The sequence below is a fragment of the Ruegeria sp. HKCCD7303 genome, from assembly GCF_013111185.1.
Classification (GTDB): Bacteria; Pseudomonadota; Alphaproteobacteria; order Rhodobacterales; family Rhodobacteraceae; genus Ruegeria.
Window position 1 is genome coordinate 297,361 of record NZ_WVRE01000002.1, and the last position, 26,992, is coordinate 324,352.

A 26,992-nucleotide genomic window follows, 5' to 3' on the forward strand; every position below is an offset into this window, starting at 1 on the left:
ATGCAACTGGACGCTTTGAAGGCATTGGCAGACGCGGACCGCCGTATCTTGGACCTGTTTGAGGCGGACGCGAACAGGGCTGTGGAATTTTCAGCTTCGGCCGGGGATATGCATTTTGATTACTCCAAGACGCAGATCGACGAAAGCGTGCGCGCGGGGCTGATCCAACTGTGCGAAGACGCCGGTCTTGCGGCGCGGCGCGATGCGATGTTTGCGGGCGAAAAGATCAACGAAACTGAAGGGCGCGCGGTGCTGCACACGGCCTTGCGCAATCTGGACGGTGGGCCGGTCGACGTGGATGGTCGGGACGTCATGCCCGAGGTTCTGGACACGCTGCAACGGATGCGGGTTTTTGCCGAGGAAGTGCGCGGTGGTGCGATTGCGGGGGCAGGGGGCAGCTTTACCGATGTGGTCAATATCGGCATTGGTGGGTCGGATCTTGGTCCTGTCATGGCAACACATGCGCTGGCTCCGTATCATGATGGGCCGCGTCTGCACTATGTTTCGAACGTGGATGGCGCGCATATCGCTGACACGCTGCGTCAGTTGGATCCGACACGGACTTTGGTGATTGTCGCCTCGAAAACCTTCACGACCATTGAGACAATGACCAATGCGCGCACGGCCCGCGCCTGGATGTCCGAAGGCGGAGGCGATCCGTCCCGGCAGTTTGCCGCCGTATCCAGCGCATTGGACAAGACGCAGGCGTTTGGCATTCCCGAGGCGCATGTGTTCGGTTTCGCCGATTGGGTCGGTGGGCGCTATTCGGTCTGGGGGCCAGTGGGCCTGCCGGTCATGATCGCTGTTGGCTCAAACGCGTTTGACGCGTTTCTGCGTGGTGGGCAGGCGATGGATCTGCATTTCCGCTCGGCGGATTGGGCTGAGAACGTGCCCGTCATGCTGGCGCTGGTCGGTATCTGGCATCGTCAGGTTCTGGGCCATGCCAGCCGCGCCGTGCTGCCCTATGATCAGCGGCTATTGCGGCTGCCAGCCTATTTCCAACAGTTGGAAATGGAATCGAACGGCAAATCGGTGGCGATGGATGGTTCTTCCCTGACTGTTCCGTCGGGCCCTGTGGTCTGGGGGGAACCGGGCACGAACGGTCAGCACGCCTTCTACCAACTGATTCACCAGGGTACGGACGTTATCCCATGCGAATTCATGGTTGCGGCCGAAGGGCACGAACCCGAGCTGACCCATCATCACCGCTTGCTTTTGGCCAATTGTCTGGCGCAGTCCGAAGCCCTTATGCGCGGCCGGTCACTGGACGAAGCCCGAGACCGCATGGCGGCAAACGGGCTGACAGGTGCGGAACTGGAGCGGCAGGCGCGACATCGGGTTTTCCCCGGCAATCGTCCGTCCACCACTCTGATTTATCAGAAACTCACACCATTCGTACTGGGTCAGATCGTTGCCCTGTATGAGCACCGGGTGTTTGTCGAAGGTGTGCTGTTGGGTATCAACTCTTTCGATCAATGGGGGGTGGAGCTGGGCAAGGAGCTGGCCACGTCGCTTGGCCCCATTGTGGACGGTGAAGAAAGCGCCCAAGGCAAGGACGCATCCACCGCTGCGCTGGTCGCCTATGCGTTGAAACACCGGGATTAACGCCCCAAAACGCAGCCTGCTGCACTAGTGGGTGGCATTCTTTTATTGTCAGACAATTAAATGCTTGGCAGGGTTCCTTCCTAGGAAACGACTGGATTGACGCAATGGGGCACGCCCCTAGCTGTTAATGTCAGATGGATAAGGCAGGGGTCATCTAAGACCCCGCCAACGACGGGAGGATGTCCATGCTGGGACAGATGATGACGCAGCCCCTGCTGATTTCGTCACTTATTGATCATGCAGAACGCTACCACGGCCAAACCGGGATAATCTCGGTCGAAACAGACGGTACGATTTCCGAGACCAACTGGTCTGAGATTGCGATGAACGCCCGACGCCTGGCATCAGCGCTAACAAAACTGGGATTAGAGCCACAGGACAGGATCGGAACTCTGGCCTGGAACAACCGGCGGCATCTTGAGATTTACTATGCAACCTCCGGCGCTGGCTATGTCTGCCACACGGTCAATCCGCGCCTGTTCCCCGAGCAACTGACCTATATCATCAACCACGCTCAGGATCGTGTGCTGTTCTTTGATGCAACATTCATCCCGTTGGTTGCAGCGCTGCACGATGCGCTTACCGAAGTCAGGCACTTTGTCCTCATGGGCCCACGCAATGAAGAGGCAGCGTCACAGATCCCCGGTTTAGTGTTCTATGATGAACTGATCGAAACAGGAGATGCTGGCTTCACATGGCCTGATCTGGATGAAAACACGGCATCAAGCCTGTGTTATACCTCGGGCACGACGGGCAATCCCAAGGGCGTGCTGTATTCCCACAGGTCGACCCTGCTGCACAGCTTTGCGTCGAACACAAAGGATGTGATCGGTTATTCTGCGATGGACGTCGTCATGCCCGTCGTGCCGATGTTCCACGTCAACGCCTGGGGATCGCCCTATGCCTGTGCCATGTCGGGGTCGCGGATGGTCTTGCCGGGACAGGATTTGCACGGCGAGGCGCTGGTCAACCTGATCGACACCTATGGTGTGACCCTGGCCATGGGTGTGCCGACCATTTGGCAAGGTTTGCTGGCCCATGCCGCCAAGTGCGGGACCGAGTTGAAAAGCCTGGATCGAACTGTGATCGGGGGCGCGGCCTGTCCGCCTTCGATGATCGAAACCTTCCGCGAAACCTATGGGGTCGACACTGTGCATGCCTGGGGCATGAGCGAGATGAGCCCGCTGGGCACAACAAACTACCCTCTGGCCAAGCATCTTGAGCTACCACTTGAAGAACAGCACGCAATCCGCCTGAGTCAGGGCAGGCCGCCCTTTGGGGTCGAGCTGAAAATCGTCGATGATGATGGCAATGATCTGCCGCATGACGGCGAAACTCAGGGCGATCTGATGGTGCGGGGGCATTGGGTTCTGGACAGCTATTTTATGCTGCAAGATCAGAAACTTCTTCAGGATGGCTGGTTTGCCACCGGCGACGTCGCCACGCTGGACCCGGATGGCTATATGACCATCCGCGACAGATCCAAAGACATTATCAAATCCGGCGGAGAATGGATCAGCTCCGTTGAGCTTGAGAATATCGCAGTCGCGCATCCCAAGCTTGCAACCGCCGCCGTGGTGGGCGTGCCGCACCCGAAATGGGACGAAAGGCCGCTGCTGGTTGCTGTAAAGGCTGAAGGGGCAGACCCAAGCGAAGACGAATTGCTGAGCTTCTTCGATGGAAAGATCGCCAAGTGGCAAATCCCGGACAAGGTGGTCTTTGTCGATGCACTGCCGCTGAACGCAACCGGGAAAGTCCTGAAACGCAACCTGCGCGCGGATTTCGAAGACGCCCTGACGGGTTAACTTCAGTTAAGGGAGAAGATGGCTCCGGCGGTAGGGATCGAACCTACGACCAATTGATTAACAGTCAACTGCTCTACCGCTGAGCTACGCCGGAACGGTTCGCGCCGTATAGCAATCGAATTCCCGGTCGTCCAGTGCAGGCCGCAAGTTTTTTCGAAAAATTCAGCAGCAACAAAGCGAGGTCCAAAAACTTGTCAAACAGGAGGGATCAGGGCGGCGCTGAGACTGTGCAAATGCTGCTATCAAATTGCGCGTTTTTGTGTTTTGAAGAGCGCCATGCCGCCAAAATCTGGTGTGGCTTCTGTCTGGGCATAGCATGTTCCCGAAAAAGGTCTCGTTGCGGTCGCTACAGCGAAACTTGCACGGGAATACGTGTTAATCCGCCTTAGTACGGTTGATCCCACTCGCTGAAACTGTCGGACTTTAGGCTTGAATCGTGGAATTCAACAGGAGAACGCATTGAAAGTGAACGAACTTGAAAAACCTGTTCTAACCATGCCGGAAGACGCGCAAAATGTGCTGCGCGAAAACTACGAAGCGGCCTCTGTGATTCTAGAATACGGCTCTGGCGGATCGACTGTTTTGGCCTCAGAAATGCAAAACAAAACTGTGTTCAGCGTAGAAAGTGACCGAAGCTGGACCCGAAAAATGAGGCGCTGGTTTCGCGAAAACCCACCCAACACCGGGACCGAAGTTAATATATCCTGGGTTGATATCGGTGACACCAAGAAATGGGGGTTTCCGGCAAATCAAGACAAATCAGGACGGTATCCCAGATATCCTTTGTCAATCTGGCAGAGCGAGGGGTTCAAGCATCCGGATGTTGTGCTCGTCGATGGCCGGTTTCGAGTCGGCTGTGCTTTGGCCACCGCATTCAATATTACACGGCCCGTGACCCTTCTTTTTGACGACTATGGAGATCGACCGCGAATGCAAGCAGCGGAAGAATTTCTAGATGCACCAGAACTTGTCGGCCGCATGGCTATATTTAGGGTAGAGCCCATGCAAATCCCGGCGGATCGCCTTATTCGGGTTATTCGCCTGCTAACGGTACCCTGAAGCGACGACTGAAGTGGAAATTGATTTGATAATCCAAAGAGCGCCGGAAAACGGAAACTGATATAGCAGTGGACGAAAGTACGGGCTCTCGACCGATCTATTTGTCAACTTCTTGGATTGTCAGGATTATTGGCTCCGGCGGTAGGGATCGAACCTACGACCAATTGATTAACAGTCAACTGCTCTACCGCTGAGCTACGCCGGAACTGAGGCGCGTATAGCAACCCGGATTCCCGGCGTCCAGAGGGGAAGCGCGCGAAGCATGAAAAAATTTTGACCTGTTATGCGACGCGATGAAAAACCGCCGAGGCAGACATTTTTCCGCGCGAAAGGACCCTGTTTTTCCCATTCAGATCAACAAGGTGCGCAAAGACGTTGCGTTCCGCGGCGGGCAGCAGGGCGGCGGGTGTTTCGGTATAGATACGCTCGGCCAACTGCCGGGCCGTGCCATCTGCCTGTTCCAGAGCCGTCAGAATCTGTGCCTCGCGGGATTGTCTGTGTTGGATCAACCAATCCAGACGTCCGGCAGGGTCTGTGATTGGCGCGCCGTGCCCTGCATAAAAAACAGACCAGGCGCGGGCGCGCAGGTGGTCGCAGGCCGCCATGAAGTCCGTTAAATCTCCGTCCGGGGGTGAGACCAAAGAACTGGCCCAGCCCATCACGTGGTCAGCTGTGAAACAGGTGTCCTGCCAGCCGAGCGCAATGTGATTTCCCAAGTGACCCGGGGTGTGGATGACCTCCAACTGCCAGTCATTTCCTTCAATGACTTCGCCGTCTGCAACCTCAACATCAGGACGAAACGCGGTGTCGATCCCTTCGCCGCCCCCTGTCATACCTTGCGCGACCAAACGGGTCATGACATCGCTTCGCCCGGCCTCTGGTCCGCCGAAGGCATAGATGGCTGCGCCTGTCCGCTTCGCCAGTGGGGCGGCAAGCGGTGAATGATCCAGATGCGTGTGCGTCACGATGATGTGGCTGATTCTCTGCCCAGGAGTCAGAGCATCCAGAATAGCGTTCAGATGGGCCTCGTCTTTGGGGCCAGGGTCGATCACCGCGATGTCTCGGTCTCCCAGCAAGTAGGTGTTGGTGCCTCGATAAGTCATGGCTGAGGGATTCGGGGCCAGAATACGTCGCAACCCGGGTTGCAGATCGACCGCAACACCTGCGGGTGGGTTGAAATCGTCAGGTGCCTGCATTCTGTGCTCTTTCTCTTATCCGGACGGCCCGCTAGGTTTAGCCCATGTCTTCGCAATGGCTCAAACCCTATCTGCCTCGCAGCCTCTACGCCCGGGCAGCCCTAATTCTGGTTCTTCCGGTGATCGTGCTGCTGCTAGTGGTGGGTATTGCCTTTATCCAAAAGCATCTGGAAGACGTTACCGGGCAGATGACCCGCGCGGCGTCACGCGAAGTGACTTTGATCACGACGATGATCGCCGATGCCGAAACGCAGCAGGACGCTCTGGCCGTTGTGCGCCCCGATTTGCGGGCCCTTGAAATGCAGGCGCGTTTTCTTGACGTGAACGAAGAACCGATGATTGGGGCGCGGCGCTGGTATGATTTCATCGCGCCACAGGTCCAGTCCGACCTTCAGTCAAACCTGCCCGATCTAGTGGCTGTCGCCTTGCCGACAAGTCGCGAAGCGCGGGTGTATTTGCAGACACATCTTGGGGTATTGCAGCTGACCTTTGATCGGCGCAGGTTGTCCCCAGTCGCGCCGCATCAGTTGATCGTGACAATGGTATTTTTCGCCGTGATCATGACTTCGATTTCCTTTCTATATATGCGCAATCAATTGCGGCCGATCACACGTCTGGCCGATGCGGCGCAGGCCTTTGGGCGTGGAAGGGTCGTGCCCTATACACCCGGCGGCGCCATCGAGGTTCGTGCGGCAGGAAATGCGTTCCTGGACATGCGCGCCCGGATCGAACGTCAAATCGAACAGCGGACGCTAATGCTGTCGGGTGTCAGCCATGATCTGCGCACACCGCTGACGCGATTAAAACTTGGACTGTCTATGCTGCCCGAAGACGAGGCCGCGCCTTTGCAGCAGGATGTGACGGAAATGCAGTCCCTGCTTGACGCGTTTCTGGATTTCACGCGCGGAGCTGCGGAAGGCTCCCCAGAAGAGGTGCAGCCAGATGTTTTCATTCGCCAGATCGTGGAGGATGCCAAACGCGCCGGGCATCAGGCCGAGCTGATTGGGGTTGAGGGGCAGGGGGCAGTGCTGCTGCGCCCTATGGCCATTCGCAGGGCCGTTGAAAATTTGATCGGAAATGCGGTGCGCTATGGATCACGGGCTGACGTCAGCTTGACACTGAATCCCAAGTCCATGCGTATCCGTGTCGAAGATGATGGCCCGGGTATTCCAGTCGAGGAACGCACCGAAGCGGTCAAGCCTTTCACGCGGCTTGATCCGGCACGGAATCAGAACAAGGGCAGCGGAGTAGGTCTTGGTTTGGCGATTGTGGCGGACATTGCCCGTGCGCATGGCGGTACATTGCGCCTGGCAAAAAGCGAGCGTTTGGGCGGTCTTTGCGCGGATATTATCATAGGTCGATAGCAACACGCCTTGTTGCTAAAAAATGCATGCAATTTTGTGCTTTTGTATAAGCATGTAATTCTGACCCCAGTTTTCTAACGACGTGGGGTTCAGAGAAAATGATTAAAGCAGCTCTCAGCAATATCGAGAAAATAGTCGTTACCGTCACTTCATTGTTTGCTCTTGTTCCGATTACGCAATTCGCGCGGGAAGCCGAAGACCGAAAATTCGAACGTATGGCCAGCTTCATTGCGCTTGGCGACACCTGCAGCAATTGGATGCAGGAAGAAGTGATCCAGGGTATGGCGTTTGAGTTAAAGCATTTTGTCAAAGAAGACGCAGACGAATTCGCACCAATTCCAGTTCAGGTCAGAGCAAATCAGGTGATCTATTGCTCATATGTTCTAGATTACTTCCAGGCCGAGTTTGCGAAAGTTTATGGCCCGCCAGATCCGGATCAGGACTATTTCGAACCAACTGCGGACGAATACTTGGCCATGCTGTATGACGCATCACATTGGTCCGTTCCGATCGACTTTGCAGACTATCTGGTCACGATCCGAAACCTGCCAAATTCAGCCGGGACACACGCGTTCTATGAAACGCAGAGTCCTTGGTGGCTGGCTGATAGTGTAGAAGAGTTTCTTAAATACTAGCGCCCGAGGTTTAACTCGCAGACAGGCCGCAGGTTGCTCCGAATTGTGGGGCTGGGCTTAGGATGTGTCACCTAATACCCATACCAACACCCCACAACCGTGACGGTATGGAAGTCGCTACTTGATCGCCGCTTTGATAGGCAGTTTGAGTGTGACAGCGTGGATGCAACGGTTCAGAAATTCTCTTTAAGAATAATGCTGTCCGAGAATTAAAACCACGCAACAGGAAGTGAGGTAACGATGTCAAATTAAACCAGACAAACAGATGGCGAGCCCTGTGTGTGGATTGCGACGACAATGAATCGCAGCGGTGTGATCCAGTCCATCCTTCGCAAGGAGTTTGGGTTAAGCTGGAGGGAAAAGCGCTCGGCGGACCATGTTGAATGGTCAAAAAGGATGGTTCAGGAGTCCGCTCTTGGTTGGAAGCGGGGGGATATCCTGACAAAAGAACAGGTTGGCGAGGTTTGGTACTTTAACTCCAAAGCTGAATATTACACCGCACCGTTCATTAGTGGCGGTGGCTATCCCTTGGTGTCTGAATTCACAAAGGCGGTATTGGAGCAGTTTGATCTGGGCAATACTGTTTTTCACCCATTGAAGCTGATGGATTCGACCGAGTCCCATCTGACCACATCCGAGCCATATTATTTTCTGAACGTGGGCAACAAACGCTCCATGGGCAACTACGATGCTCTAGGGCCAGAAGGTGATATTCGTTCGCCTCTCGATAACATCGGAAACGGAATCCGGTATCTGCCCAGAAGCAGTCGCGAATCTGAACTCGTCGTTGTGCCGGAGGCAATGGATGGTCCTGATATTTGGGTTGATCCGCTGGTACCCAAGCTCTTGTTTTTGTCTGACCATCTCGTTGCCGGTTTGAAAGCTGCGGGCGTCGACAAGGGCTGGGGTCTTGTTCGCTGCCGTGTCGGCACGCTCTGATATCTGACTTAATTCTCTAGAATATTTGAACCAGAAAGCATTTATCCATGGGTGAATACACTTTTAATGTCCATCATATTATTCCCCGCAAAGTGTTTAGGTCGTGTTGACAAAAGGGATTCACATCGGGCTTTGGGCATGATTCAAGCTAACATCTGCGATGGAGACCAGCTTGGCACGAGATTTGATCTCGGACGAGGAGTGGGCGTTCTTTGAACAGTTCATTCTTTCCGTTCGCGCCCCGAATGGGCGAAAACCTACCAACCACCGCCTTGTTCTTGACGGCGTTTTCTGGATAGCACGTACCGGCGCGCCGTGGCGGGACCTTCCTGAAGAGTTCGGGAAATGGTCGAGTGTCTATCAACAGTTCCGGCGTTGGACACTTGCCGGCCTCTGGGAACAGATCCTGGAGGCGCTGATCGAGAGCAGGATCGTTCCAGATGCCCTACAAATGGTCGACAGTACCGTGGTTCGCGCCCATCATCAGGCAGCGGGCGCTAAAGGGGGACTCCGCGACAGGGTTTTGGTCGCTCAAAGGGTGGCTTTACGACCAAGATCCATCTCCGGGTGAATGCGGCCGGTCTGCCGATGAGAACTGACATCACACCTGGCCAGACGTCCGATTATCTTGGCTTCGATCTCATCATGGACGACAATCTGCCGGAACCTTTAGTACTGCTGGCGGACAAGGGGTACGATGCCGACAGCACTCGCGACCAAATGCGCAGCCGATATATCCAACCTGTGATCCCAATGCGGAAGTCGCGAAAGAAGCGCGTCGGTGTTGATCGCCCACTGTATCGACTACGGAACCTGGTTGAGAGATGCTTCAACAAGCTGAAGAATGCCCGCCGTGTCGCGACACGTTACGACAAAACTGCTGAAAGCTTCCTCGGCTTCGTCGATATCACGTCAATCCGCATATGGCTCCGCCATTTGTCAACATGACCTAGTCACGGTCGCTTCCAGATTGGGAAGCGGCAGCGCATGTTTGGGCAAAAGCCCACGGGTTGAATCGAAGAATCCAGTGGTATTCAAGATTACAAAGCTCAGCTCGTGGATCTGCGTTCTCGCCGATGCGTGGCGAAACCCCAAAACCATAGGGCGGCTATCAAAGAGTGGCTGGAGAGAAATGACATTCCGGCACTGGAAAAACGGCCAGGGTGGTTTGAGGTGGATTCGATAAAAACTACTGAGTTCGTTGGGTAGTACATTATATATGTGGCTGCTTCATTTTGAGCCGCATATCGTACCCCGCCGGTGTATTATTTATATAAAACAATAACATAGCGGTGATCTTGGTAGGCCCGGCAGGACTTGAACCCGCAACCAAAGCGTTATGAGCGCTCTGCTCTAACCAATTGAGCTACAGGCCCGCCACGGCGTCTTGCCTATCACGGTGAACGCCCGCGTCAAGCCTGACCGTTGCAACATGATGCACAATCGACTAACCCGCCCGCAAAGCATTCATGAGGGACCGACCATGACAGCGGGTAAGAACGGAATCACCTATGCCGATGCAGGCGTGGATATTGACGCGGGCAATGCTCTGGTCGATCGGATCAAGCCCGCCGCCAAACGGACCAACCGCCCCGGCGTGATGAGCGGGCTGGGTGGCTTTGGCGCATTGTTCGATCTGAAAGCAGCGGGGTATCAGGATCCCATTCTGGTTGGGGCAACCGATGGCGTGGGCACCAAGCTGCGGATTGCAATTGATACTGGCGTTGTGGATGGGGTTGGCATTGATTTGGTGGCCATGTGCGTCAACGACCTGATCTGTCAGGGGGCCGAACCGCTGTTCTTCCTGGACTATTTCGCCACCGGAAAGCTGGATACCGACACGGCAGCGCGGATCATCGAAGGCATTGCCGAGGGTTGCGCGCAATCCGGCTGTGCGTTGATCGGGGGCGAGACGGCTGAGATGCCGGGCATGTATCCCGATGGTGACTTTGATCTGGCCGGGTTCTCGGTTGGTGCGATGGAACGTGGTGCGGATTTGCCCGCTGGTGTTCAGTCGGGTGATGTGCTGCTGGGCCTGGCCTCGAACGGGGTGCATTCCAACGGTTATTCGCTGGTGCGTAAACTGGTTGAGCTGTCTGGGCTGGGCTGGGACGCGCCGTCGCCCTTCAGCGCTGGCACCTTGGGTGAGGCTTTGCTCACGCCCACACGCCTCTATGTCAAACCGGCGTTGGCTGCTGTCCGCGCCGGTGGTGTTCACGCGCTGGCGCACATTACAGGCGGTGGTCTGACCGAAAACCTGCCGCGTGTGTTGCCCGAGGGGTTGGGGGCCGAGATCGATCTGGACAGCTGGCAATTGCCGCCCGTCTTCAGCTGGATGGCGGAAACTGGCGGTATTGTCGAAGCCGAAATGCTCAAGACCTTCAATTGCGGTGTTGGCCTGATTGTCGTGTGCGAAGCAGACAAAGCGGATGAGCTGTCGATCTTGCTAAAAGACGCCGGTGAGACCGTTGCACGGATCGGCACCGTGACTGAGACGCCCGGCGTTGCCTATTCGGGCAAACTGCTGTGAGCCACAAGCGCGTCGCGATCCTGATTTCCGGGGGCGGGTCGAACATGGTGTCGCTGGTCGATAGCATGATCGGTGACCATCCGGCGCGGCCTTGTTTGGTGCTGTCTAATGATGCGCAGGCGGGCGGGCTGAAAAAAGCTGCAGACCGTGGCATTCCGACCGCAGTGGTCGATCACCGCCCGTTCAAAGGGGACCGCGCCGCGTTTGAGGCCGAGCTTTTGAAGCCCTTGCAAGAGGCACAGCCGGACATTGTGTGTCTGGCGGGTTTCATGCGCGTGCTGACGGGGGATTTTGTGTCCAGGTTTCAGGGGCGGATGCTGAACATCCACCCTTCTTTGTTGCCGAAGTACAAAGGCTTACATACGCACGCTCGTGCAATTGAGGCCGGGGACGCCGAGCATGGTTGCTCGGTTCATGAAGTCACCGCAGCGCTGGATGATGGCCCGATTTTAGGCCAGGCTCGTGTGCCTGTTGAGCAGGGTGACACGCCGGATACGCTGGCTGCGCGAGTCCTGGTTCAGGAGCATGTGCTCTACCCCGAAGTGTTGCGCCGTTACGCAGAAGGCAACAGGTCGCCCGTCCTGTTGCCCTGAACCCGCTCTGGGTGATTTACACCCGCCCGATATTCGGCCTATGGTCGTCGGTAACGCTCGGGACGAAGAAAATAACGGGCAGTCACAAAACCAAGAGCGATACTAGTACGGCGCATGAAAACCCTGACGACGACGCAAGAGCTGGCCGACTTCTGTAAGGCCGCCGCAAGCTATCCTTATATCACTGTCGACACTGAATTCCTGCGCGAGCGGACGTATTATTCCAAACTCTGCCTCGTGCAATTGGCGGTCCCTTCCGAAGACGAAGATAGCGCGGTTCTGGTGGATCCCTTGGCTGATGAGCTATCGCTGGAACCGCTGTACAAGCTGTTCCGCAACGAAGATGTCGTCAAGGTTTTCCACGCCGCTCGACAGGATCTTGAGATTTTCTGGGTTGAGGCAGGTGTGTTCCCCAATCCTTTGTTCGACACACAAGTCGCAGCGATGGTTTGCGGCTTTGGTGAACAAGTCGGGTATGAGACATTGGTGCGCAAAATCTGCAAACAGGGCGTCGACAAGACCTCTCGGTTTACGGACTGGTCTAGGCGTCCGCTGACAGACGCGCAGAAATCTTATGCGTTGGCTGATGTCACCCATCTTCGCAAGATTTATGAACACCTGGCGGCTGAACTTGAAAAGACAAAGCGCAGCCATTGGGTAGGGGAAGAACTGCGGACGTTGACGCAACCCACCACCTATGACATCCGCCCGGAAGAGGCTTGGAAACGGGTAAAGACGCGGACAAACTCGGCCAAGTTCCTGGCCGTGGTGCGGGAATTGGCCCAGTTCCGCGAAGCTTATGCGCAGGAAAACAACGTTCCTCGGAATCGGGTTTTCAAGGATGATGCACTGATCGAATTGGCGTCAACCAAACCCAAAACGCCCTCGGATCTGGGCGGATCGCGGCTGTTGCTGCGCGAGGCAAGAAAGGGCGCGATTGCCGAAGGTATTTTGGCGGCTGTAAAACGCGGGGTGAATTGCCCGGCGGATAAGCTGCCAAAGGTCGATACGTCGCGCGATAAGCTGAAGGTCAACCCGGCATTGGCCGACTTGCTGCGGGTTCTTCTGAAATCCAAGACAGAGAGCTCCGGCGTAGCCGCTAAACTGATCGCCACCAGCTCTGAACTGGATCAGATCGCCGCTGGCGAGCGCGACTTGCCCGCGATGTCTGGCTGGCGGTTCGAAGTATTCGGCGAAGACGCGCTGAAGCTATGCGAAGGCAAGATCGCTTTGGCTGCTAAAGGGCAGGCGGTCAAGGTTGTGTCGCTTTAGAAGGTTTTAGCGCCGTCGCGACTCTAACGCGTTCTGCTGTCCAACCACACGCACCAGTCGAATGCCTTCAAGATCCTGACGACTGACATTCACAGCGTCCGACACCATGCGGGTACGTTCGGATCCTTGAGGTGTTTGCGCGCTGGGATAGTTCACGAGGAACTCAAATTCCATTGTGCCGTTTTTCTCGTTCTCTTCCGAGTTCACACGAACCAGGCGGGCATTGTATGCGCCCTGACGGACAGCCGTTCCCGACGCATAAATGATGGCACCGGTTGGGGTGGGATCGATGCGCAGCTCGTCAATCTGACCGATTGGAATGCTGGTGTCCGCGATATTCGGGCGCGAAAACAGGCCCGTGCCTTGTCTTTGCTGAGGAACCAAAGCGTCAGCTGCGTTAGGGTCCGGCGGCGTTTCAGCTTCTACCGATCTGCTTGAGCCAAACCAATTCGACGGGTTCACCCGAGAATCACGCCAGCCGCTGCATGCAGTCAAGGTCAGCGTGGCGATGATAAGAACGGACAGAGATTTTTGCATGGACCCACAGCTTTTCACACGAATACAGGCAATGGGTTAGCGCAAATTCCTCGCGTTGAAAAGCCACCGCGGGGCTGGACAGCAGGTGGTCGTCGGCATAGGTCACAGTTGGTACCGAAACCAAAAGGATCGCCGCACCATGGCCACGCCCGCCTTTGAAGACATTGTCGAGGATTTCGAGTTTCTGGAGGACTGGGAAGACCGGTATCGCCATGTCATCGAACAGGGCAAGGCGATGGACCCATTGGATGACGCGTTCAAAGTTCCAGCAACAAAAGTGAACGGGTGTGCCAGCCAAGTCTGGCTGCATCCGATGATCGAGTCCGGTGTTTTCAAATTCGATGGCGACAGCGACGCGCTGATCGTGCGAGGGCTCATTGCTGTCCTGCGCTCCTTGTATAATGGTCTGCCCGTAGCCGAAGTGCCCAAGGTTGATGCTGGAGCAGAACTGGCGCGTTTGGGGCTGAATGATCATCTGTCTGCACAACGGTCCAACGGCCTTCGTGCCATGATCGAACGCATACGGCAGGTGGCCCAGGAAAACGCGTAAGGTCAGGTCGGACGGTTTGCCCAATCTGACAGCGTGGTTTCCAAATCGCCATAGCCGGTAAAGCGCCGCTCGAACTCCAAACCCATCCTGTCCGCGCATTCTCGCGCACGTTCCGTGAGGTCCGGATCGTCGATCTGCGCTTGATAGATCAGTTTGGTGTAGTTGCCGAAATACATATCCCGCAGCTCTGGGTGTCGATCCAGACCCAAGGGTTTCCAGACAAAGGCGTCAAATTGCCGGGCCAAAAAGTCGGTCAGGTAAAAGGCCGTGGTCTCATCCTCGCCGCGCGCCTCAAAGGCTTGGTTGCCTTCGAAGAACGAGTAACAATGCGGGCCCTTGACCATCTCGACCCCCAGCTTTTCACAGGCTTGTTGAAGCAGGCCGCCGGTCCCGCAATCTGCGTAGACCACATAGATTTTGTCGAATTGGTCCCGGTGCTTGGCCACAGCGTCTTCCACAGCTTGCGTGATCCGTTCCGGGTGGACATGAAGAATCGCAGGCAGGCATGTCAGCGCCATGTGATCCCAGCCGTTACGCGATTTGATATCCAGAATCTCTTTGGCCAACGCCCCACATGCGATCAGCAGGATACGGCCAGATTCGGTGTCGGTGTAGCCTTTGGTCGTTAGGCTGGCATCATCAGGCAGAGCGTCGTTTGACATTGTGTGGCGTCCTCTGGGGTTGCTCACAGAAGAGGATGAATTTGACCTGCCGGCAAGCCTTGTTCCGACCTCTGATCGTAAACTGCCGACGTCTTCGGTTTGGTCCCGCCAAAATAGGTTGTGGTCAGAGACCTGCGCAACTTAGCGGTCGCGCTTGTTCCAAAGATATAAGCCCGAGCTTCTAAATGAAAAAGGGCCGCCCCAATCGGGCGGCCCTTTTGTGAAAATGTAAGGCGGATTAGCCAGCCAGTTGGTTGTGCTTGCGGCCTACAAAGTCTTTTGCAGTTTCCACTGCAACAGCCGCGTCACGGCAGTAAGCGTCTGCGCCGATGGCTTTGCCAAACTCTTCGTTCAGCGGGGCACCGCCAACCAGAACGATATAGTCGTCACGCACACCTTGTTCGACCAACGTGTCGATAACCACTTTCATGTAAGGCATTGTGGTCGTCAGCAGCGCGGACATGCCAAGAATGTCAGGCTGTTCGGTTTCCAGCGCTTCCAGGTAGTTTTCGACTGGGTTGTTGATACCGATATCAACAACTTCAAACCCTGCGCCTTCCATCATCATCGACACGAGGTTCTTGCCGATGTCGTGAATGTCGCCTTTGACGGTGCCGATGACCATCTTGCCAACGCGTGGCGCGCCGGTTTCTGCCAGCAACGGCTTCAGGATCGCCATGCCACCCTTCATGGCGTTGGCGGCCAGCAGAACTTCGGGTACAAACAGGATGCCGTCGCGGAAGTCATGGCCCACAATGGTCATGCCACCGACCAGAGCTTTGGTCAGAATGTCATAGGGGGTCCATCCACGCTCCAGCAGGATGTTGGTTCCTTCTTCGATCTCTTCTTTCAGACCATCGTAGAGATCGTCGAACATCTGCTCGACAAGTTCGTCGTCGTTCAGTTCGGACAGGATGATGTCTTCTTCGTCGGACATGGGGTATTCCCTGTGCTGGGCGGGCCATCGGCCCGTGGTGGCATTTTTTCCGTTTTGGCCAAAACGTCGCATTCTGACTGTGACGATTGCGACGTCGGTCGTTTCGGGACCGACCTATATGTCAAAAAATCACGTGGCTCGAATGAAAAATCCGCATGATAATCGTGCATTCGGTTTGATCGCGGCTGTTTGGGGCGCTTTCATGAGGAGACTTGTACAAACCCGGGCGCAGGTTTATGTTCCAGGTGGGAACAAAAATAGAACAAAGCGCCAAAATGACTGTTGTACCAACCATAAAGGCCAGAGGAACTAATTCGAACGCCACTGGTCGGTTCGAGCGTTTTGCAACCGTAGCCACCGATGATGGGTGGGAGATTGACGAATCCCCACCGCCTTTGCGCACCGAAACAAGGGACGAGGTGGCGCGCAGTGCGATTACGTACAATCGGTCTCCGGATTTGCCGTTTGATCGATCCATCAATCCATATCGCGGTTGTGAACATGGCTGTGTCTATTGTTTTGCCCGGCCCAGTCATGCCTATCTGGGATTGTCCGCAGGGCTGGATTTCGAAACCCGCCTGACAGCGCGTCCCAACATGAGCTGTGTTCTGCGAAATGAATTGTCGTCCAAGTCTTATAAGGTCGCTCCGCTGGCTATAGGTACAAACACGGACCCGTATCAGCCGATCGAGAAAGATCGCCTGATTACAAGGTCCTGCCTTAAGGTGTTGCACGAGTTCAACCATCCGGTTGCAATTGTCACCAAGGGCGCTTTGATCGAGCGGGATCTGGACATTCTGACTGAAATGGCCAGCCGTGGATTGGTGCGCGTAGGGATCTCGCTGACCACTTTGGATCCCGCTTTGTCGCGTCGGATGGAACCTCGTGCACCGTCACCGCAGCGGCGTCTGCGCATGATCCGCACACTGACCGAGGCCGGGGTTCCGGTGCGTATGATGACATCTCCGATTGTGCCCGGCCTGACGGATCATGAACTAGAGAACCTGCTTGAGGCGGGACAGGAGGCAGGAGCAGATGCCGCCAGTTGGATCATGCTGCGATTGCCGCGTGAGGTGTCGCAGTTGTGGCAGGATTGGCTGGCCGAACACCAACCGGCACGGGCGGAAAAAGTGATGTCCAAGCTGCGCGACATGCACGGTGGGCGGGACTATGACCCGCGCTGGGGCCACAGAATGCGGGGTGAGGGTGAGTACGCCGGAATTATTGCCCAAAGGTTTTCCAAAGCTTGCAAGCGGTTAGGGCTTTCTGTGAAATCTGCCCCTCTACGTTGCGATCTTTTTGAAATTCCGCCGCAACCCGGGGATCAAATGAGCTTGTTCTAAAGCCTAAATACATCCCTGGGCTGACCGCTGAATAATATCGCAAAAGCAATTTCTTATACTGATTTCGAAATGCCCGATTGCAAAAAAGACCCTGGTTAAACCAGGGTCTTAAATATTTGTCGAAGTTTGGAGAATCAGCGGTTTTCGATATCCACGTAATCCCGCAGTGTCTCGCCCAGATACAGCTGACGCGGGCGACCGATCTTGTTCTGAGGATCGGCAATCATCTCTTTCCACTGGCTGACCCAGCCTACTGTGCGCGACAGAGCGAAGATCGGCGTAAACATGGATGTTGGGAAGCCCATCGCCTCAAGAATGATCCCAGAATAGAAATCGACATTCGGGAACAGTTTCTTTTCGGCGAAATACGGATCTTCCAGCGCTTCTTTTTCCAGTTCTTTAGCGACCTGAAGCTTGGGATTGTCGTCAATGCCCAACAGGTCAAGAACTTCGTCTGCCGACTGTTTCATCACTTTGGCACGCGGGTCGAAATTTTTGTAGACACGGTGACCAAAGCCCATAAGACGGAACGGATCGTCTTTATCCTTGGCGCGGGCGATATATTCGGGAATGCGATCAACGGTGCCGATCTCTTCCAGCATTTCAAGACATGCCTGGTTGGCGCCCCCGTGGGCAGGACCCCACAAGCACGCAACACCGGCTGCGATGCAAGCGAACGGGTTCGCACCCGAGGACGATGCCAGACGCACGGTCGAGGTCGAAGCGTTCTGTTCGTGATCCGCGTGCAGAGTCAAAATCCGGTCCATCGCGCGGCTGAGGATCGGGTTGACCTCATAATCCTCGGCGGGAACGGCAAAACACATGCGCAGGAAATTCGACGCGTAGTCCAGGTCGTTGCGCGGGTAAACGAACGGCTGACCGATGTGGTATTTGTAGGCCCAGGCCGCAATTGTCGGCATCTTGGCGATCAGACGGTGCGAGGCAACCTCGCGCTGGTGCGGGTCCGAGATATCGGTCGAATCGTGATAGAAGGCCGACATTGCCCCGACAACACCGACCATGATGGCCATCGGATGCGCATCTCGGCGGAAACCGCGATAGAAATACTGCATCTGCTCGTGCAGCATGGTGTGACGGGTGATCGTGGTTTCGAACTTTTCCAGATCCTTTGCCGCAGGTAGTTCCCCATAAAGCAACAAATAGCAAACTTCGAGAAAGTGCGATTTCTCGGCCAATTGGTCGATCGGATAACCCCGATGCAGCAGCTCACCTTTTTCGCCGTCGATATAGGTGATGGTGCTGTCGCAGCTAGCGGTCGAGGTGAAGCCTGGATCGTAGGTGAAAACCCCGGCTTGTCCGTATAGCTTGCGAATATCAACAACATCAGGGCCGGCGGTCGGGGAATGAACTGGCAACTCGTATTCTTTGCCGTGAACAGTCAGAGTGGCTGTTTTGTTGCTGTCAGTCATAGTCGTCCCTTCTTCAATCATGCGCACGCCGGACAGACCTCCGGCGATACGGGCAACGATTGCGCGCGAACGCGCAATCCGGGTGTTAGCGGAGCAGCGTTACCCGACTATGAAGATTGGGTTTATTTCGCTGCCTCAGAAAGCCGCGCCAAGGTTTCATCCCGCCCTAGCACCAGCATCATGTCAAAAACCGAAGGTGTAACGGCCCGGCCTGCCAGTGCGGCCCGTAGCGGACCCGCCAGCTTGCCGAACTTGAGCTCCTTTGACTCGGCAAAGGAATTCAGGGCCTCCTCCAGTTCGTTCCGGGACCAGCTAGCATTTTGCAGCTGCGGCGTCAATTCCGACAGTATACCATCGGATACAGATGACAGCGCCTTCTCCGCCTTCTCATCCGGGACAATTGGGCGTTGGGTTAGCACAAAATGCGCTTTTTCAAGGAGTTCTGGGAAAGTACGCGCCCGATCCTTGAGGCAATACATCGCACGTTCCAGATCACTGGATTGTGTCGAAGTGAGAGCAGGAAGGTTCGCTGCCGCGAGGTAATCTTCAATTTCCCGCCGCAGCGCAGCATCATCTGAGATTGCAATATGCTGTCCGCAGAGATTTTCCAGCTTTTTCAGATCGAAACGGGCCGGGCTTTTACCGATTCCGTCCAGATCGAACCACTCTTTTGCCTGCGCATCCGTGAAGAATTCGTCATCACCGTGACTCCAGCCTAAACGCGCCAGGTAATTGCGCATTCCAGCCGCGGGATAGCCCATGGCCTGGTATTCCTGCGCGCCCAGTGCGCCATGGCGCTTCGACAGTTTCTTGCCGTCGGGTCCATGAATCAGCGGGATGTGTGCCCACACTGGAACGTTCCAGCCCATCGCCTCGTAAATCATCATCTGGCGTGCCGCGTTATTCAGGTGATCGTCGCCGCGAATAACGTGGGTGACGCCCATGTCGTAATCGTCGACCACCACCGCCAACATGTAGACCGGCGTGCCATCCGATCGCAGCAGGATCATGTCGTCCAGCTGATCGTTTCGAACGGTAACATCGCCTTGCACCTGATCGCGGATCACTGTCGCTCCGTCTTGCGGGGCTTTGATGCGAATGACAAATGGCGCATCAGGATGTGTTGCCGGATCAGCGTCGCGCCACGGGCTGCGGAACAGGGTTGATTTACCTTCGGCCCGCGCCTGTTCGCGAAAGGCAGCAATTTCTTCCTGTGTCGAGAAGCACTTGTAAGCCTTGCCTTCGGCCAGCAATTGATGCGCAACCTCGGCGTGGCGGGCCGCCCCTTCGAACTGGCTGATTACGTCGCCGTCATGGTCCAGACCCAGCCATGCCATACCTTGCAGGATCGCGGCAGTCGCTTCAGGTGTCGAGCGTTCGCGGTCGGTGTCTTCAATCCGAAGCAGGAACTTGCCGCCACGACCCCGTGCATAAAGCCAGTTAAACAACGCGGTACGCGCGCCGCCAATATGCAGAAAACCTGTAGGTGAAGGGGCAAAACGGGTGACGACCTGGTCGGACATGGTGGGGATTAACCTTTTGGTAACCGTATCTGGCATAGTTTGACGCCTGTCTAACGAGCCCGAAGGACGGGGGCAACCATGCGTGTTCTTGCACGGGTTGAGGCCGCGCTGCTGCACCAGACTGGGTACATGTTCCCATGGACGCCGGTGATGCTGGCAACCGGGATTGGCCTGTATTTCGGCATCCGGGCAGAACCTGCCATGCCGGCCTACGCTGGTCTGGTTTGTCTATGCTTGGCTTTCGCCTTTGCGCGCCGCTGGCTTGCGCCGGGGGTGGGGTCGTTGGCCATCGGGGGGGCGTTGATCGCTGCTGGTTTCTGCCTGGCAGGTGTTCGCGCCCATATGGTGGCAGAACCGGTTCTGTCATGGCGGTATTATGGCCCTATCGAGGGGAGGGTCGTCGCCATGGATCGGTCTGCCTCGGATGCGTTGCGGTTGACGCTTGATCAGGTGCGCATAGGGGACGTGCCGCAGGAGCGAAGGCCGCAGCGCGTCCGTCTTTCTGTTCATGCCCCAACCGGACCTATTGCACCGGGGCAGAGGATTATGACGACGGCGCATCTGTCTCCACCACAAGGGCCCGTAGAACCCGGCGGGTTCGATTTCCGCCGTCACGCCTGGTTCCAGAGTTTAGGCGCGGTGGGGTACACCCGCGTTCCTGTTCTTACCATCGCACCAGCTTCGGACGGGATCGAGGGCGTTCGGATAACCGCAATCCGAATGGCCATATCGCAGCGCGTGAAGGAAATACTACCTGGTGAAATTGGTGGCTTTGCAGCAGCAGTAACCACCGGGGATCGCAGTGGTATGGGGCAAGATACGCTATCGTCGCTGCGCGCATCGAACCTTGCACATCTGCTGGCAATCTCGGGGCTGCATATGGGGCTGCTGACGGGATTCGTATTTGTGGCTTGCCGCATCTGTCTGTCGTTACTCCCGGCGCTTGCGCTGCGCTTGCCTGTGCGAAAAGTTGCCGCTGTCTGCGCCTTGTGCGCGGCGACTGTCTACCTGATGTTGTCCGGCGGAAATGTCGCGACCGAACGTGCCTTTGTCATGGTTACGGTCATGCTGGGAGCGGTGCTGATCGACCGCCGGGCGATCTCTCTCCGCGCCGTGGCGGTTGCGGCGGTGATCGTTCTGCTCCTCAGGCCGGAATCCCTGTTAAGTCCGGGATTCCAGATGTCATTTGCAGCAACCACAGCTCTGGTCGCCGTGTTCGGGGCGCTGCGCGAAGTGGGTCCCTTGCCTGGACCGAAATGGATTAAGCCGGTGGTTGGCGTGCTGATGTCCTCGGCCATTGCCGGGCTTGCGACGGCTCCGATCGGTGCCGCGCATTTCAATACCATGTCGCACTACGGTCTTTTGGCAAATCTGCTCTCTGTTCCGGTTATGGGTTTGTGTGTTGTTCCAGCGGCGGTTGTCGCCGCGCTATTGGCTCCTCTGGGGCTTGAGACGATTCCCCTGACAGTGATGGGGTGGGCATTGCAGTGGATTTTGACGGTGTCACATTGGGTTTCGAATCTGCATGGCGCACAAGGTTATGTGGTCAGCCCGCCGTGGTACGTTCTGCCTGTTATCGCCCTGGGCGTTTTGTGGATCGCGCTGTGGCAGGGACACGCAAAGTGGATTGGGATGTGCCCGATTTTGGCGGGCTTTCTGCTGTGGACTGCGGGGCAACGCCCCGACGCCCTGATCGCCGAAACCGGAGGTTTGGTCGGCGTGATGACGGAACAGGGGCGCGCGTTGAGCAAAGGCAAAGGCAGCGGGTTTGTCGCAACTGTTTGGCTTGAGAATGACGGGGATGGTGTCGATCAGGTTCAGGCCGCGCTCAGATGGCCCGAGACGAACGCAATCCAGCGCTACCTGATGAAAGATCAGGAGATTATCCACCTGACTGGCAAAAGGGCTGCAAACGGGTTTGACGAATGCAAGGCAAACCAGATCATCGTCTCTGCTGTGGCTCTGAATTTGCAGGGGCCGTGCGGGGTCTTTGACCCCGATCGCTTGTACGAAACCGGCAGCTTGTCTGTTCTAAACGGAAAGCTGATATCAAGTGCCGAGCTAACGGGGCAAAGGCTTTGGTCCCCAAACGCGACCGGGGACCTTCCGTCCAAGCAGGATCAGTAAGTCCGGATCAAGCCAACAAGGCGGCCTTGAACCTTGACCTTTTCTTCGGGCAGAACGCGCGTTTCGTAGACCGGGTTGGCAGCTTCAAGCGCGATGGCATTGCCCCGGCGGAAATACCGCTTCAACGTCGCTTCCTGATCCTCGACCAAGGCAACCACGATGTCGCCGTTATCTGCTGTCGACGTTTCCCGGATCACCACTACATCACCGTCGTTGATACCCGCGTCGATCATCGAGTCTCCACGAACCTCTAACGCGTAATGCTCGCCCTTGCCGGAGACCATGGGGCCGGGGACGGCGACATGGTGCGAGACATGGCTGATGGCCTCAATGGGAACACCAGCCGCAATCCGACCCATGACCGGCAGTTCCAGCGCGTCGACTGAAACGGGTTCCACATTCGCGGGGCGGCGACCTTCCGGTTTGTCACCTTCGATAACCCGCGGCGTAAACCCGGCTGTGGGTTCGCCACCTAGGCTTTCGGGAAGTTTCACGATCTCAATCGCGCGGGCGCGATGGGCAAGGCGGCGGATAAACCCGCGTTCTTCCAGAGCGGTGATCAATCTGTGGATGCCGGATTTCGACCGCAGATCAAGCGCGGCCTTCATTTCGTCGAAACTGGGCGGAACACCGTCCGCCTGCACGCGTTTGTGGATGAATTCCAGCAAATCCAATTGCTTCTTGGTCAGCATCGCTCACACCTCGTCGCTCATGCGTTTTCTTTTGTTCTACGCATGTTCACGTTTTGTGTCAACGGATTTGAGAACATCTCAGATCGGCAGGTACTGAACCGTTTCCCCGATTTCACGGGCGGGATCGTGCGGTTGTCGGACCAAAAGCGCATTTGCTTGAGCCAGAACGCTGAGAAGCGAGCTATCTTGATCTGCAGAGGCTTCGATGCCCGTGTCGCTTAGAACTGCGCGCATGTAGTGCTCTCGCGGTCCGTTTTCCGACAAGGGAGCCGTGAGCTGCGCTGTACGGAAAGTCGGAACCACGTCGTCCAGGCCAAGCATCCGGCGCACCATCGGTGCTAGAAACAGATACCCGCACACCATGGCGCTGACCGGGTTGCCGGGCAAGCCCACCATAGCCGTTTCGCCGATACGACCGGCCATCAGTGGTTTTCCGGGACGCATTCGGATCTTGTAGAACGACCGCTCCATCCCCAAACCCTGCGAGACATCTGCGACAAGGTCATAGTCACCAACCGAAGCGCCACCGATTGTGACGACAAGATCGGCCCCGTGCGCCAAGCCAAATGCAGTTTCAAGCGAGGGAACGGTATCGCGCGCAATGGGCAGAACGCGTACCGACGCACCCAGACCTTCAAGCAGCGCCTGCAAACCGAATGTGTTGGAGGCAATGATCTGATCTGGGCCCGGCTCTTCTCCGGGCATCACCAACTCGTCGCCGGTGGAGATAAGTGCAATCACCGGTTTGCGCGCAACCGTAACGCGGGGAGTGTTCATTGCGGCCATAAGAGCCACATCTTCGGCCCGGATCAAACGTGGTGCTGAAATGGATGTGCCGATTTCAAAATCTACGCCAGCTGGCCGGATATTGGTTTTGGGGCCGGGTTCGTCGGTGATCGTGATCAGGTCACCACGTCGATCTGTGTCTTCCTGAATGATCACAAAATCCGCGCCCTCGGGCACTGGCGCACCGGTGAAAATGCGCACCGCCTGACCGGGACCGACCTGGCCATCAAAGCGATGGCCAGCCGCGGATTCTCCGACCACCTTGAACATGGCGTGCAGCTCAACTTCGGCGGCCTTTACGGCATATCCATCCATCGACGATGCCGCGAAGGGCGGTTGGTTCCGCCCCGCCACAACATCCCGCGCCAATACACGCCCGGCGGACTGTGCCAGAGGAACCTCTTCCGAAGGTAAAACCCCCACCAGATCGAACAGCAGGGCGCGCGCCTCTTCGACTGTGATCATTTCGCCTCGTAACGCCCTGATTTACCGCCATCTTTCAAGAGAACGCGGATTCCGCCAATCTCCATCGCCTTATCGACGGCCTTTGTCATGTCATACACTGTCAAAGCCGCGGTTGAGACTGCGGTTAGGGCTTCCATCTCAACACCGGTCTGTCCCGAGGTCTTGACCGTGGCCTCGATCTGAACACCCGGCAAATCAGGATCAAGGGTCAGTTCAACCGCCACTTTGGTGATTGGAAGAGGGTGACACAACGGGATCAAGTCGGGCGTCTTCTTTGCGCCCATGATGCCCGCCAGACGGGCGATGCCCAGAACGTCGCCCTTTTTCGCGCGGCCTTCAGAAATGATTTCAAAGGTTTCCGGCGCCATCCTAATGTGCCCGGCAGCAACGGCGACACGGTCTGTCACGTCTTTGTCCGACACATCGACCATATGCGCCTGACCTTGAGCGTCAAAATGGGTCAGCGGCATCACATCACTCCGGGGATCAGAGGGTTGGACAGGATATGACGCGTGGCGGCTTCAACATCATCCTGCCGCATCAGGCTTTCACCAATCAGGAAGCACCGTGCACCATAGCGCGCAATGTCCTTCAGATCATCCGGTGTTCCCAGGCCGCTTTCGCAAACAATTGTGCGGTTCGCTGGTACCAGCTTGGACAGGCGTCGCGTGGTGTCCAATGTTGTCTCGAAGGTCTTGAGATTGCGGTTGTTGATGCCGATCAACGGGCTTTTCAACTGGGTGGCTCTTTCCAGTTCCGCTTCGTCATGCACTTCGATCAGAACATCCATACCCCAATCAAAGGCAGTTTGTTCCAGTTCAGCCGCCTGATCATCACTGACCGAAGCCATGATGATCAAAATGCAATCGGCGCCCAAGGCGCGGGCTTCGATCACCTGATAGGGGTCATACATGAAATCCTTGCGCAAAGCGGGCAGCGAAGTCGCCTCGCGCGCCTGCGTCAGATATTCCTTTGCGCCCTGAAAGCTTGGGGTGTCGGTCAGCACGGACAAACACGCAGCACCACCACCCTCATAGGCTTTGGCCAGTACAGGCGGGTCGAAATCCGGACGGATCAGACCCTTGGACGGGCTGGCTTTCTTGACCTCGGCAATCAGGCCATAGCCTTGCCGCGACGCGGATTGCAAAGCTGTGGCAAAGCCACGGGTTTCCGATGCGGCCCGTGCTTCGCTCTCCAGTGTTTCCAGGGATTTCTGTGCTTTGTCGGCTGCGACCTCTTCCAGTTTGTAGGCTTTGATCTTGTCCAGAACGGTTTCGGTCATGCGGCTTCCTGTGTCTTGCGTGCCAGAGCGGCGATTTTTTCTTTGGCTTTGCCGCTGTCGATGCTTTGGGCGGCCATGGCGACACCGTCGCGCAGATCGCTTGCCGCTTCGGCGACGACCAAAGCGGCAGCCGAATTCAACAGTACTGCATCGCGATAAGCGGATGGGGCACCGTCCAACAGAGCGCGGAATGCGACGGCGTTCTCTTCTGGTGTGCCGCCGATAATGTCTTCGAACGGATGTACCGGCAGACCTGCGTCTTCGGGGTGCAGTTCGACCTCTTTGATCGTGTCATCTTCCAGCGCAGCGACCCAGCTGATTCCCGTGATCGTGAGTTCATCCGTCCCGTCCGATCCATGCACCAGCCACGCGCGGTCTGAGCCCAGCAGACCAAGCGTTTCGGCCATTGGTCGGATCAGGTCGCGACTGAACGCGCCGGTCAATTGCCGCTTGACGCCTGCGGGGTTGGTCAGGGGGCCAAGGATGTTAAAGATTGTACGCGTGCCCAGTTCCTGGCGTGATGGCATTACGTGGGCAATGGCCGGGTGATGCATCGGTGCCATCATGAACCCAATTCCAACTTCTTTTAGAGCATCTTCAACAACTTGGGGGCCAACCATGACGTTGATGCCCATCTGACCCAGGGCATCGGCTGCTCCTGATTTCGAACTGAGGTTCCGATTGCCATGCTTGGCAACGGTGACACCGGCACCGGCAACCACAAAAGCCGTCGCGGTCGAGATGTTCAGTGTGCCTTTGCCGTCGCCGCCTGTGCCCACGATGTCCATCGCTCCGTCCGGAGCTTTGACGGCGTTGCACTTTGCCCGCATCACAGCGGCGGCAGCGGCGTATTCATCGACGGTTTCACCACGTGTGCGCATGGCCATCAAAAGCCCACCGATCTGGCTGGGCGTGGCTTCGCCATCAAACAGGATGGCAAAGGCTTTTTCAGCTTCGTCACGAGTCAATGGACGATCGGCCGAAGCTCCGATCAGCGGTTTCAGCGCGTCGCTCATGCGGGGACTTTCAGTTCTTGTAGGAAGTTCTTGAGCAGGGCGTGGCCATGCTCGGAGGCGATGGATTCCGGGTGGAATTGAACGCCATGTATGGGCAGTTCCTTGTGCTGCAGCCCCATGATGGTGCCGTCTTCCAATTCAGCCGTGATCTCAAGACAGTCGGGCAGGGATTCACGCTCAACAATCAGCGAATGATAGCGGGTCGCTTCAAAGGGTGAGGGCAGACCAGCAAAAACACCTTTTCCGGTGTGTTGCATCGTGCCCATCTTGCCATGAACAATCTCGTGACAGCGCACTACTTTGCCGCCAAAAACCTGACCGATGGTCTGATGCCCCAAACAAACCCCCAGCAATGGTGTTTTGGTTTCTGCGGCGGCTTCAGTCAGCGCCAAGCAAATCCCGGCCTGATCCGGGTCGCAGGGGCCGGGGCTTAGCAGGATACCGGCGGGGTTCATAGCCATCGCTTCCTGTACATCAAGCGCATCATTTCGGCGAATAACCATTTCGGCACCAAGTTCGCCTAAATAATGTACCAAATTGTAGGTAAACGAGTCGTAGTTGTCGATCAGCAGCAGCATATGGGCACTTATCTTCACTTGGGCATTTCAGGCTGGCGATGCAGCCCCGGGCCACGGTATAATGTC

25 protein-coding genes and 3 tRNA genes are annotated in these 26,992 nt (G+C 56.4%); 13 read left to right on the plus strand and 15 right to left on the minus strand.

The genetic code is table 11. The annotated features are described in order from the left end of the window. Nucleotides 1-1,605, plus strand: coding sequence for a glucose-6-phosphate isomerase (pgi, locus tag GS630_RS06070; protein ID WP_171618903.1), 1,605 nt, complete (start codon nt 1-3; stop codon nt 1,603-1,605). A gap of 185 nt (nt 1,606-1,790) precedes the next feature. Continuing rightward, complete coding sequence (locus GS630_RS06075; RefSeq protein ID WP_171618905.1) at nt 1,791-3,410, plus strand: long-chain-fatty-acid--CoA ligase; 1,620 nt, start codon at nt 1,791-1,793, stop codon at nt 3,408-3,410. Nucleotides 3,411-3,429: 19 nt separating this feature from the next. Here the strand turns inward: GS630_RS06075 and GS630_RS06080 are convergent. Further along, nucleotides 3,430-3,504 (minus strand) — tRNA-Asn (locus tag GS630_RS06080). Nucleotides 3,505-3,875: 371 nt separating this feature from the next. Here GS630_RS06080 and GS630_RS06085 point away from each other — a divergent pair. Next, entirely contained in the window at nt 3,876-4,469 is a 594-nt protein-coding gene (locus GS630_RS06085; protein ID WP_371809068.1) for a hypothetical protein, read from the plus strand. A 130-nt stretch (nt 4,470-4,599) separates the two neighbouring features. On the opposite strand, the gene GS630_RS06090 is transcribed toward GS630_RS06085, so the two are convergent. Continuing rightward, nucleotides 4,600-4,674, minus strand: a tRNA-Asn gene (locus tag GS630_RS06090). Nucleotides 4,675-4,750: 76 nt separating this feature from the next. After that, entirely contained in the window at nt 4,751-5,665 is a 915-nt protein-coding gene (locus GS630_RS06095) for an MBL fold metallo-hydrolase (RefSeq protein WP_171618944.1), read from the minus strand. A 44-nt stretch (nt 5,666-5,709) separates the two neighbouring features. On the opposite strand from GS630_RS06095, the gene GS630_RS06100 reads away from it, so the two are divergent. From GS630_RS06100 to GS630_RS06115, 4 genes are all read left to right on the plus strand, one after another. Continuing rightward, nucleotides 5,710-7,029, plus strand: coding sequence for an ATP-binding protein (locus GS630_RS06100; protein ID WP_171237650.1), 1,320 nt, complete (start codon nt 5,710-5,712; stop codon nt 7,027-7,029). A 98-nt stretch (nt 7,030-7,127) separates the two neighbouring features. Next, complete coding sequence (locus GS630_RS06105; RefSeq protein WP_171618945.1) at nt 7,128-7,664, plus strand: hypothetical protein; 537 nt, start codon at nt 7,128-7,130, stop codon at nt 7,662-7,664. A 297-nt stretch (nt 7,665-7,961) separates the two neighbouring features. Beyond that, nucleotides 7,962-8,603 carry an imm11 family protein gene (locus GS630_RS06110; RefSeq protein WP_171173790.1) on the plus strand — a complete coding sequence of 214 codons (642 nt, stop codon included), beginning with the start codon at nt 7,962-7,964 and terminating at the stop codon, nt 8,601-8,603. A 160-nt stretch (nt 8,604-8,763) separates the two neighbouring features. After that, a protein-coding gene (locus GS630_RS06115) for an IS5 family transposase (protein ID WP_171618947.1) occupies nt 8,764-9,551 on the plus strand; the annotation gives its coding sequence in 2 pieces (ribosomal slippage) (nt 8,764-9,103 and nt 9,103-9,551; 789 coding nt in all). Between the two features lie 351 nt (nt 9,552-9,902). On the opposite strand, the gene GS630_RS06120 is transcribed toward GS630_RS06115, so the two are convergent. Further along, a tRNA-Ile gene (locus GS630_RS06120) sits at nt 9,903-9,979 on the minus strand. A gap of 107 nt (nt 9,980-10,086) precedes the next feature. Here GS630_RS06120 and purM point away from each other — a divergent pair. From purM to rnd, 3 genes are all read left to right on the plus strand, one after another. After that, nucleotides 10,087-11,133, plus strand: coding sequence for a phosphoribosylformylglycinamidine cyclo-ligase (purM, locus tag GS630_RS06125; RefSeq protein WP_171176150.1), 1,047 nt, complete (start codon nt 10,087-10,089; stop codon nt 11,131-11,133). After that, entirely contained in the window at nt 11,130-11,726 is a 597-nt protein-coding gene (purN, locus tag GS630_RS06130) for a phosphoribosylglycinamide formyltransferase (protein WP_171173794.1), read from the plus strand. The genes purM and purN overlap by 4 nt, the downstream gene beginning before the upstream one ends. Before the next feature lie 114 nt (nt 11,727-11,840). Beyond that, entirely contained in the window at nt 11,841-12,998 is a 1,158-nt protein-coding gene (rnd, locus tag GS630_RS06135; RefSeq protein ID WP_171173796.1) for a ribonuclease D, read from the plus strand. Nucleotides 12,999-13,004: 6 nt separating this feature from the next. On the opposite strand, the gene GS630_RS06140 is transcribed toward rnd, so the two are convergent. Continuing rightward, nucleotides 13,005-13,535: a hypothetical protein gene (locus GS630_RS06140; RefSeq protein WP_171173797.1), complete on the minus strand. Its 531-nt coding sequence runs from the start codon at nt 13,533-13,535 to the stop codon at nt 13,005-13,007. A gap of 139 nt (nt 13,536-13,674) precedes the next feature. Between GS630_RS06140 and GS630_RS06145 the strand changes: the two genes are divergently transcribed. Beyond that, on the plus strand, nt 13,675-14,085 hold the full coding sequence (locus tag GS630_RS06145) for a SufE family protein (RefSeq protein ID WP_171173799.1): 411 nt from the start codon (nt 13,675-13,677) through the stop codon (nt 14,083-14,085). Nucleotides 14,086-14,087: 2 nt separating this feature from the next. Here the strand turns inward: GS630_RS06145 and GS630_RS06150 are convergent, their stop codons facing one another. Both GS630_RS06150 and GS630_RS06155 read right to left on the minus strand, forming a co-directional pair. Further along, nucleotides 14,088-14,747, minus strand: a complete 660-nt coding sequence (locus GS630_RS06150; protein WP_171173801.1) for a DUF1638 domain-containing protein — start codon at nt 14,745-14,747, stop codon at nt 14,088-14,090. Nucleotides 14,748-14,985: 238 nt separating this feature from the next. Continuing rightward, on the minus strand, nt 14,986-15,684 hold the full coding sequence (locus GS630_RS06155) for a B12-binding domain-containing protein (RefSeq protein ID WP_171090262.1): 699 nt from the start codon (nt 15,682-15,684) through the stop codon (nt 14,986-14,988). A 275-nt stretch (nt 15,685-15,959) separates the two neighbouring features. Here GS630_RS06155 and GS630_RS06160 point away from each other — a divergent pair, with 275 nt between their 5' ends. Further along, complete coding sequence (locus GS630_RS06160; RefSeq protein ID WP_171237641.1) at nt 15,960-17,027, plus strand: PA0069 family radical SAM protein; 1,068 nt, start codon at nt 15,960-15,962, stop codon at nt 17,025-17,027. A 134-nt stretch (nt 17,028-17,161) separates the two neighbouring features. Here GS630_RS06160 and gltA read toward each other — a convergent pair whose 3' ends face one another. Further along, on the minus strand, nt 17,162-18,457 hold the full coding sequence (gltA, locus tag GS630_RS06165) for a citrate synthase (protein WP_171173804.1): 1,296 nt from the start codon (nt 18,455-18,457) through the stop codon (nt 17,162-17,164). A 122-nt stretch (nt 18,458-18,579) separates the two neighbouring features. Continuing rightward, entirely contained in the window at nt 18,580-19,980 is a 1,401-nt protein-coding gene (gltX, locus tag GS630_RS06170; RefSeq protein WP_171619449.1) for a glutamate--tRNA ligase, read from the minus strand. A 78-nt stretch (nt 19,981-20,058) separates the two neighbouring features. On the opposite strand from gltX, the gene GS630_RS06175 reads away from it, so the two are divergent. Next, the gene (locus GS630_RS06175; RefSeq protein ID WP_171618949.1) at nt 20,059-22,107 is read left to right on the plus strand and encodes a ComEC/Rec2 family competence protein; all 2,049 of its coding nucleotides are present in this window, start codon (nt 20,059-20,061) and stop codon (nt 22,105-22,107) included. On the opposite strand, the gene lexA is transcribed toward GS630_RS06175, so the two are convergent. The 6 genes from lexA to GS630_RS06205 all read right to left on the minus strand — a co-directional run bounded on the left by lexA (nt 22,101) and on the right by GS630_RS06205 (nt 26,926). Next, nucleotides 22,101-22,799 carry a transcriptional repressor LexA gene (gene lexA, locus GS630_RS06180; protein ID WP_171173811.1) on the minus strand — a complete coding sequence of 233 codons (699 nt, stop codon included), beginning with the start codon at nt 22,797-22,799 and terminating at the stop codon, nt 22,101-22,103. The two genes, GS630_RS06175 and lexA, sit on opposite strands and share 7 nt — an antisense overlap. Before the next feature lie 78 nt (nt 22,800-22,877). Further along, nucleotides 22,878-24,050, minus strand: a complete 1,173-nt coding sequence (gene glp, locus GS630_RS06185) for a gephyrin-like molybdotransferase Glp (RefSeq protein WP_171234346.1) — start codon at nt 24,048-24,050, stop codon at nt 22,878-22,880. Then, complete coding sequence (gene moaC, locus GS630_RS06190) at nt 24,047-24,520, minus strand: cyclic pyranopterin monophosphate synthase MoaC (protein ID WP_171173814.1); 474 nt, start codon at nt 24,518-24,520, stop codon at nt 24,047-24,049. The genes glp and moaC overlap by 4 nt, the downstream gene beginning before the upstream one ends. Continuing rightward, a complete protein-coding gene (trpC, locus tag GS630_RS06195) occupies nt 24,520-25,332 on the minus strand; it encodes an indole-3-glycerol phosphate synthase TrpC (RefSeq protein WP_171618951.1) in 813 nt (270 codons plus the stop codon). Before trpC ends, moaC begins: the two co-directional genes overlap by 1 nt. Further along, the gene (trpD, locus tag GS630_RS06200; protein WP_171173818.1) at nt 25,329-26,348 is read right to left on the minus strand and encodes an anthranilate phosphoribosyltransferase; all 1,020 of its coding nucleotides are present in this window, start codon (nt 26,346-26,348) and stop codon (nt 25,329-25,331) included. The genes trpC and trpD overlap by 4 nt, the downstream gene beginning before the upstream one ends. Then, a complete protein-coding gene (locus GS630_RS06205; protein ID WP_171176152.1) occupies nt 26,345-26,926 on the minus strand; it encodes an aminodeoxychorismate/anthranilate synthase component II in 582 nt (193 codons plus the stop codon). The genes trpD and GS630_RS06205 overlap by 4 nt, the downstream gene beginning before the upstream one ends. Nucleotides 26,927-26,992 lie beyond the last annotated feature (66 nt).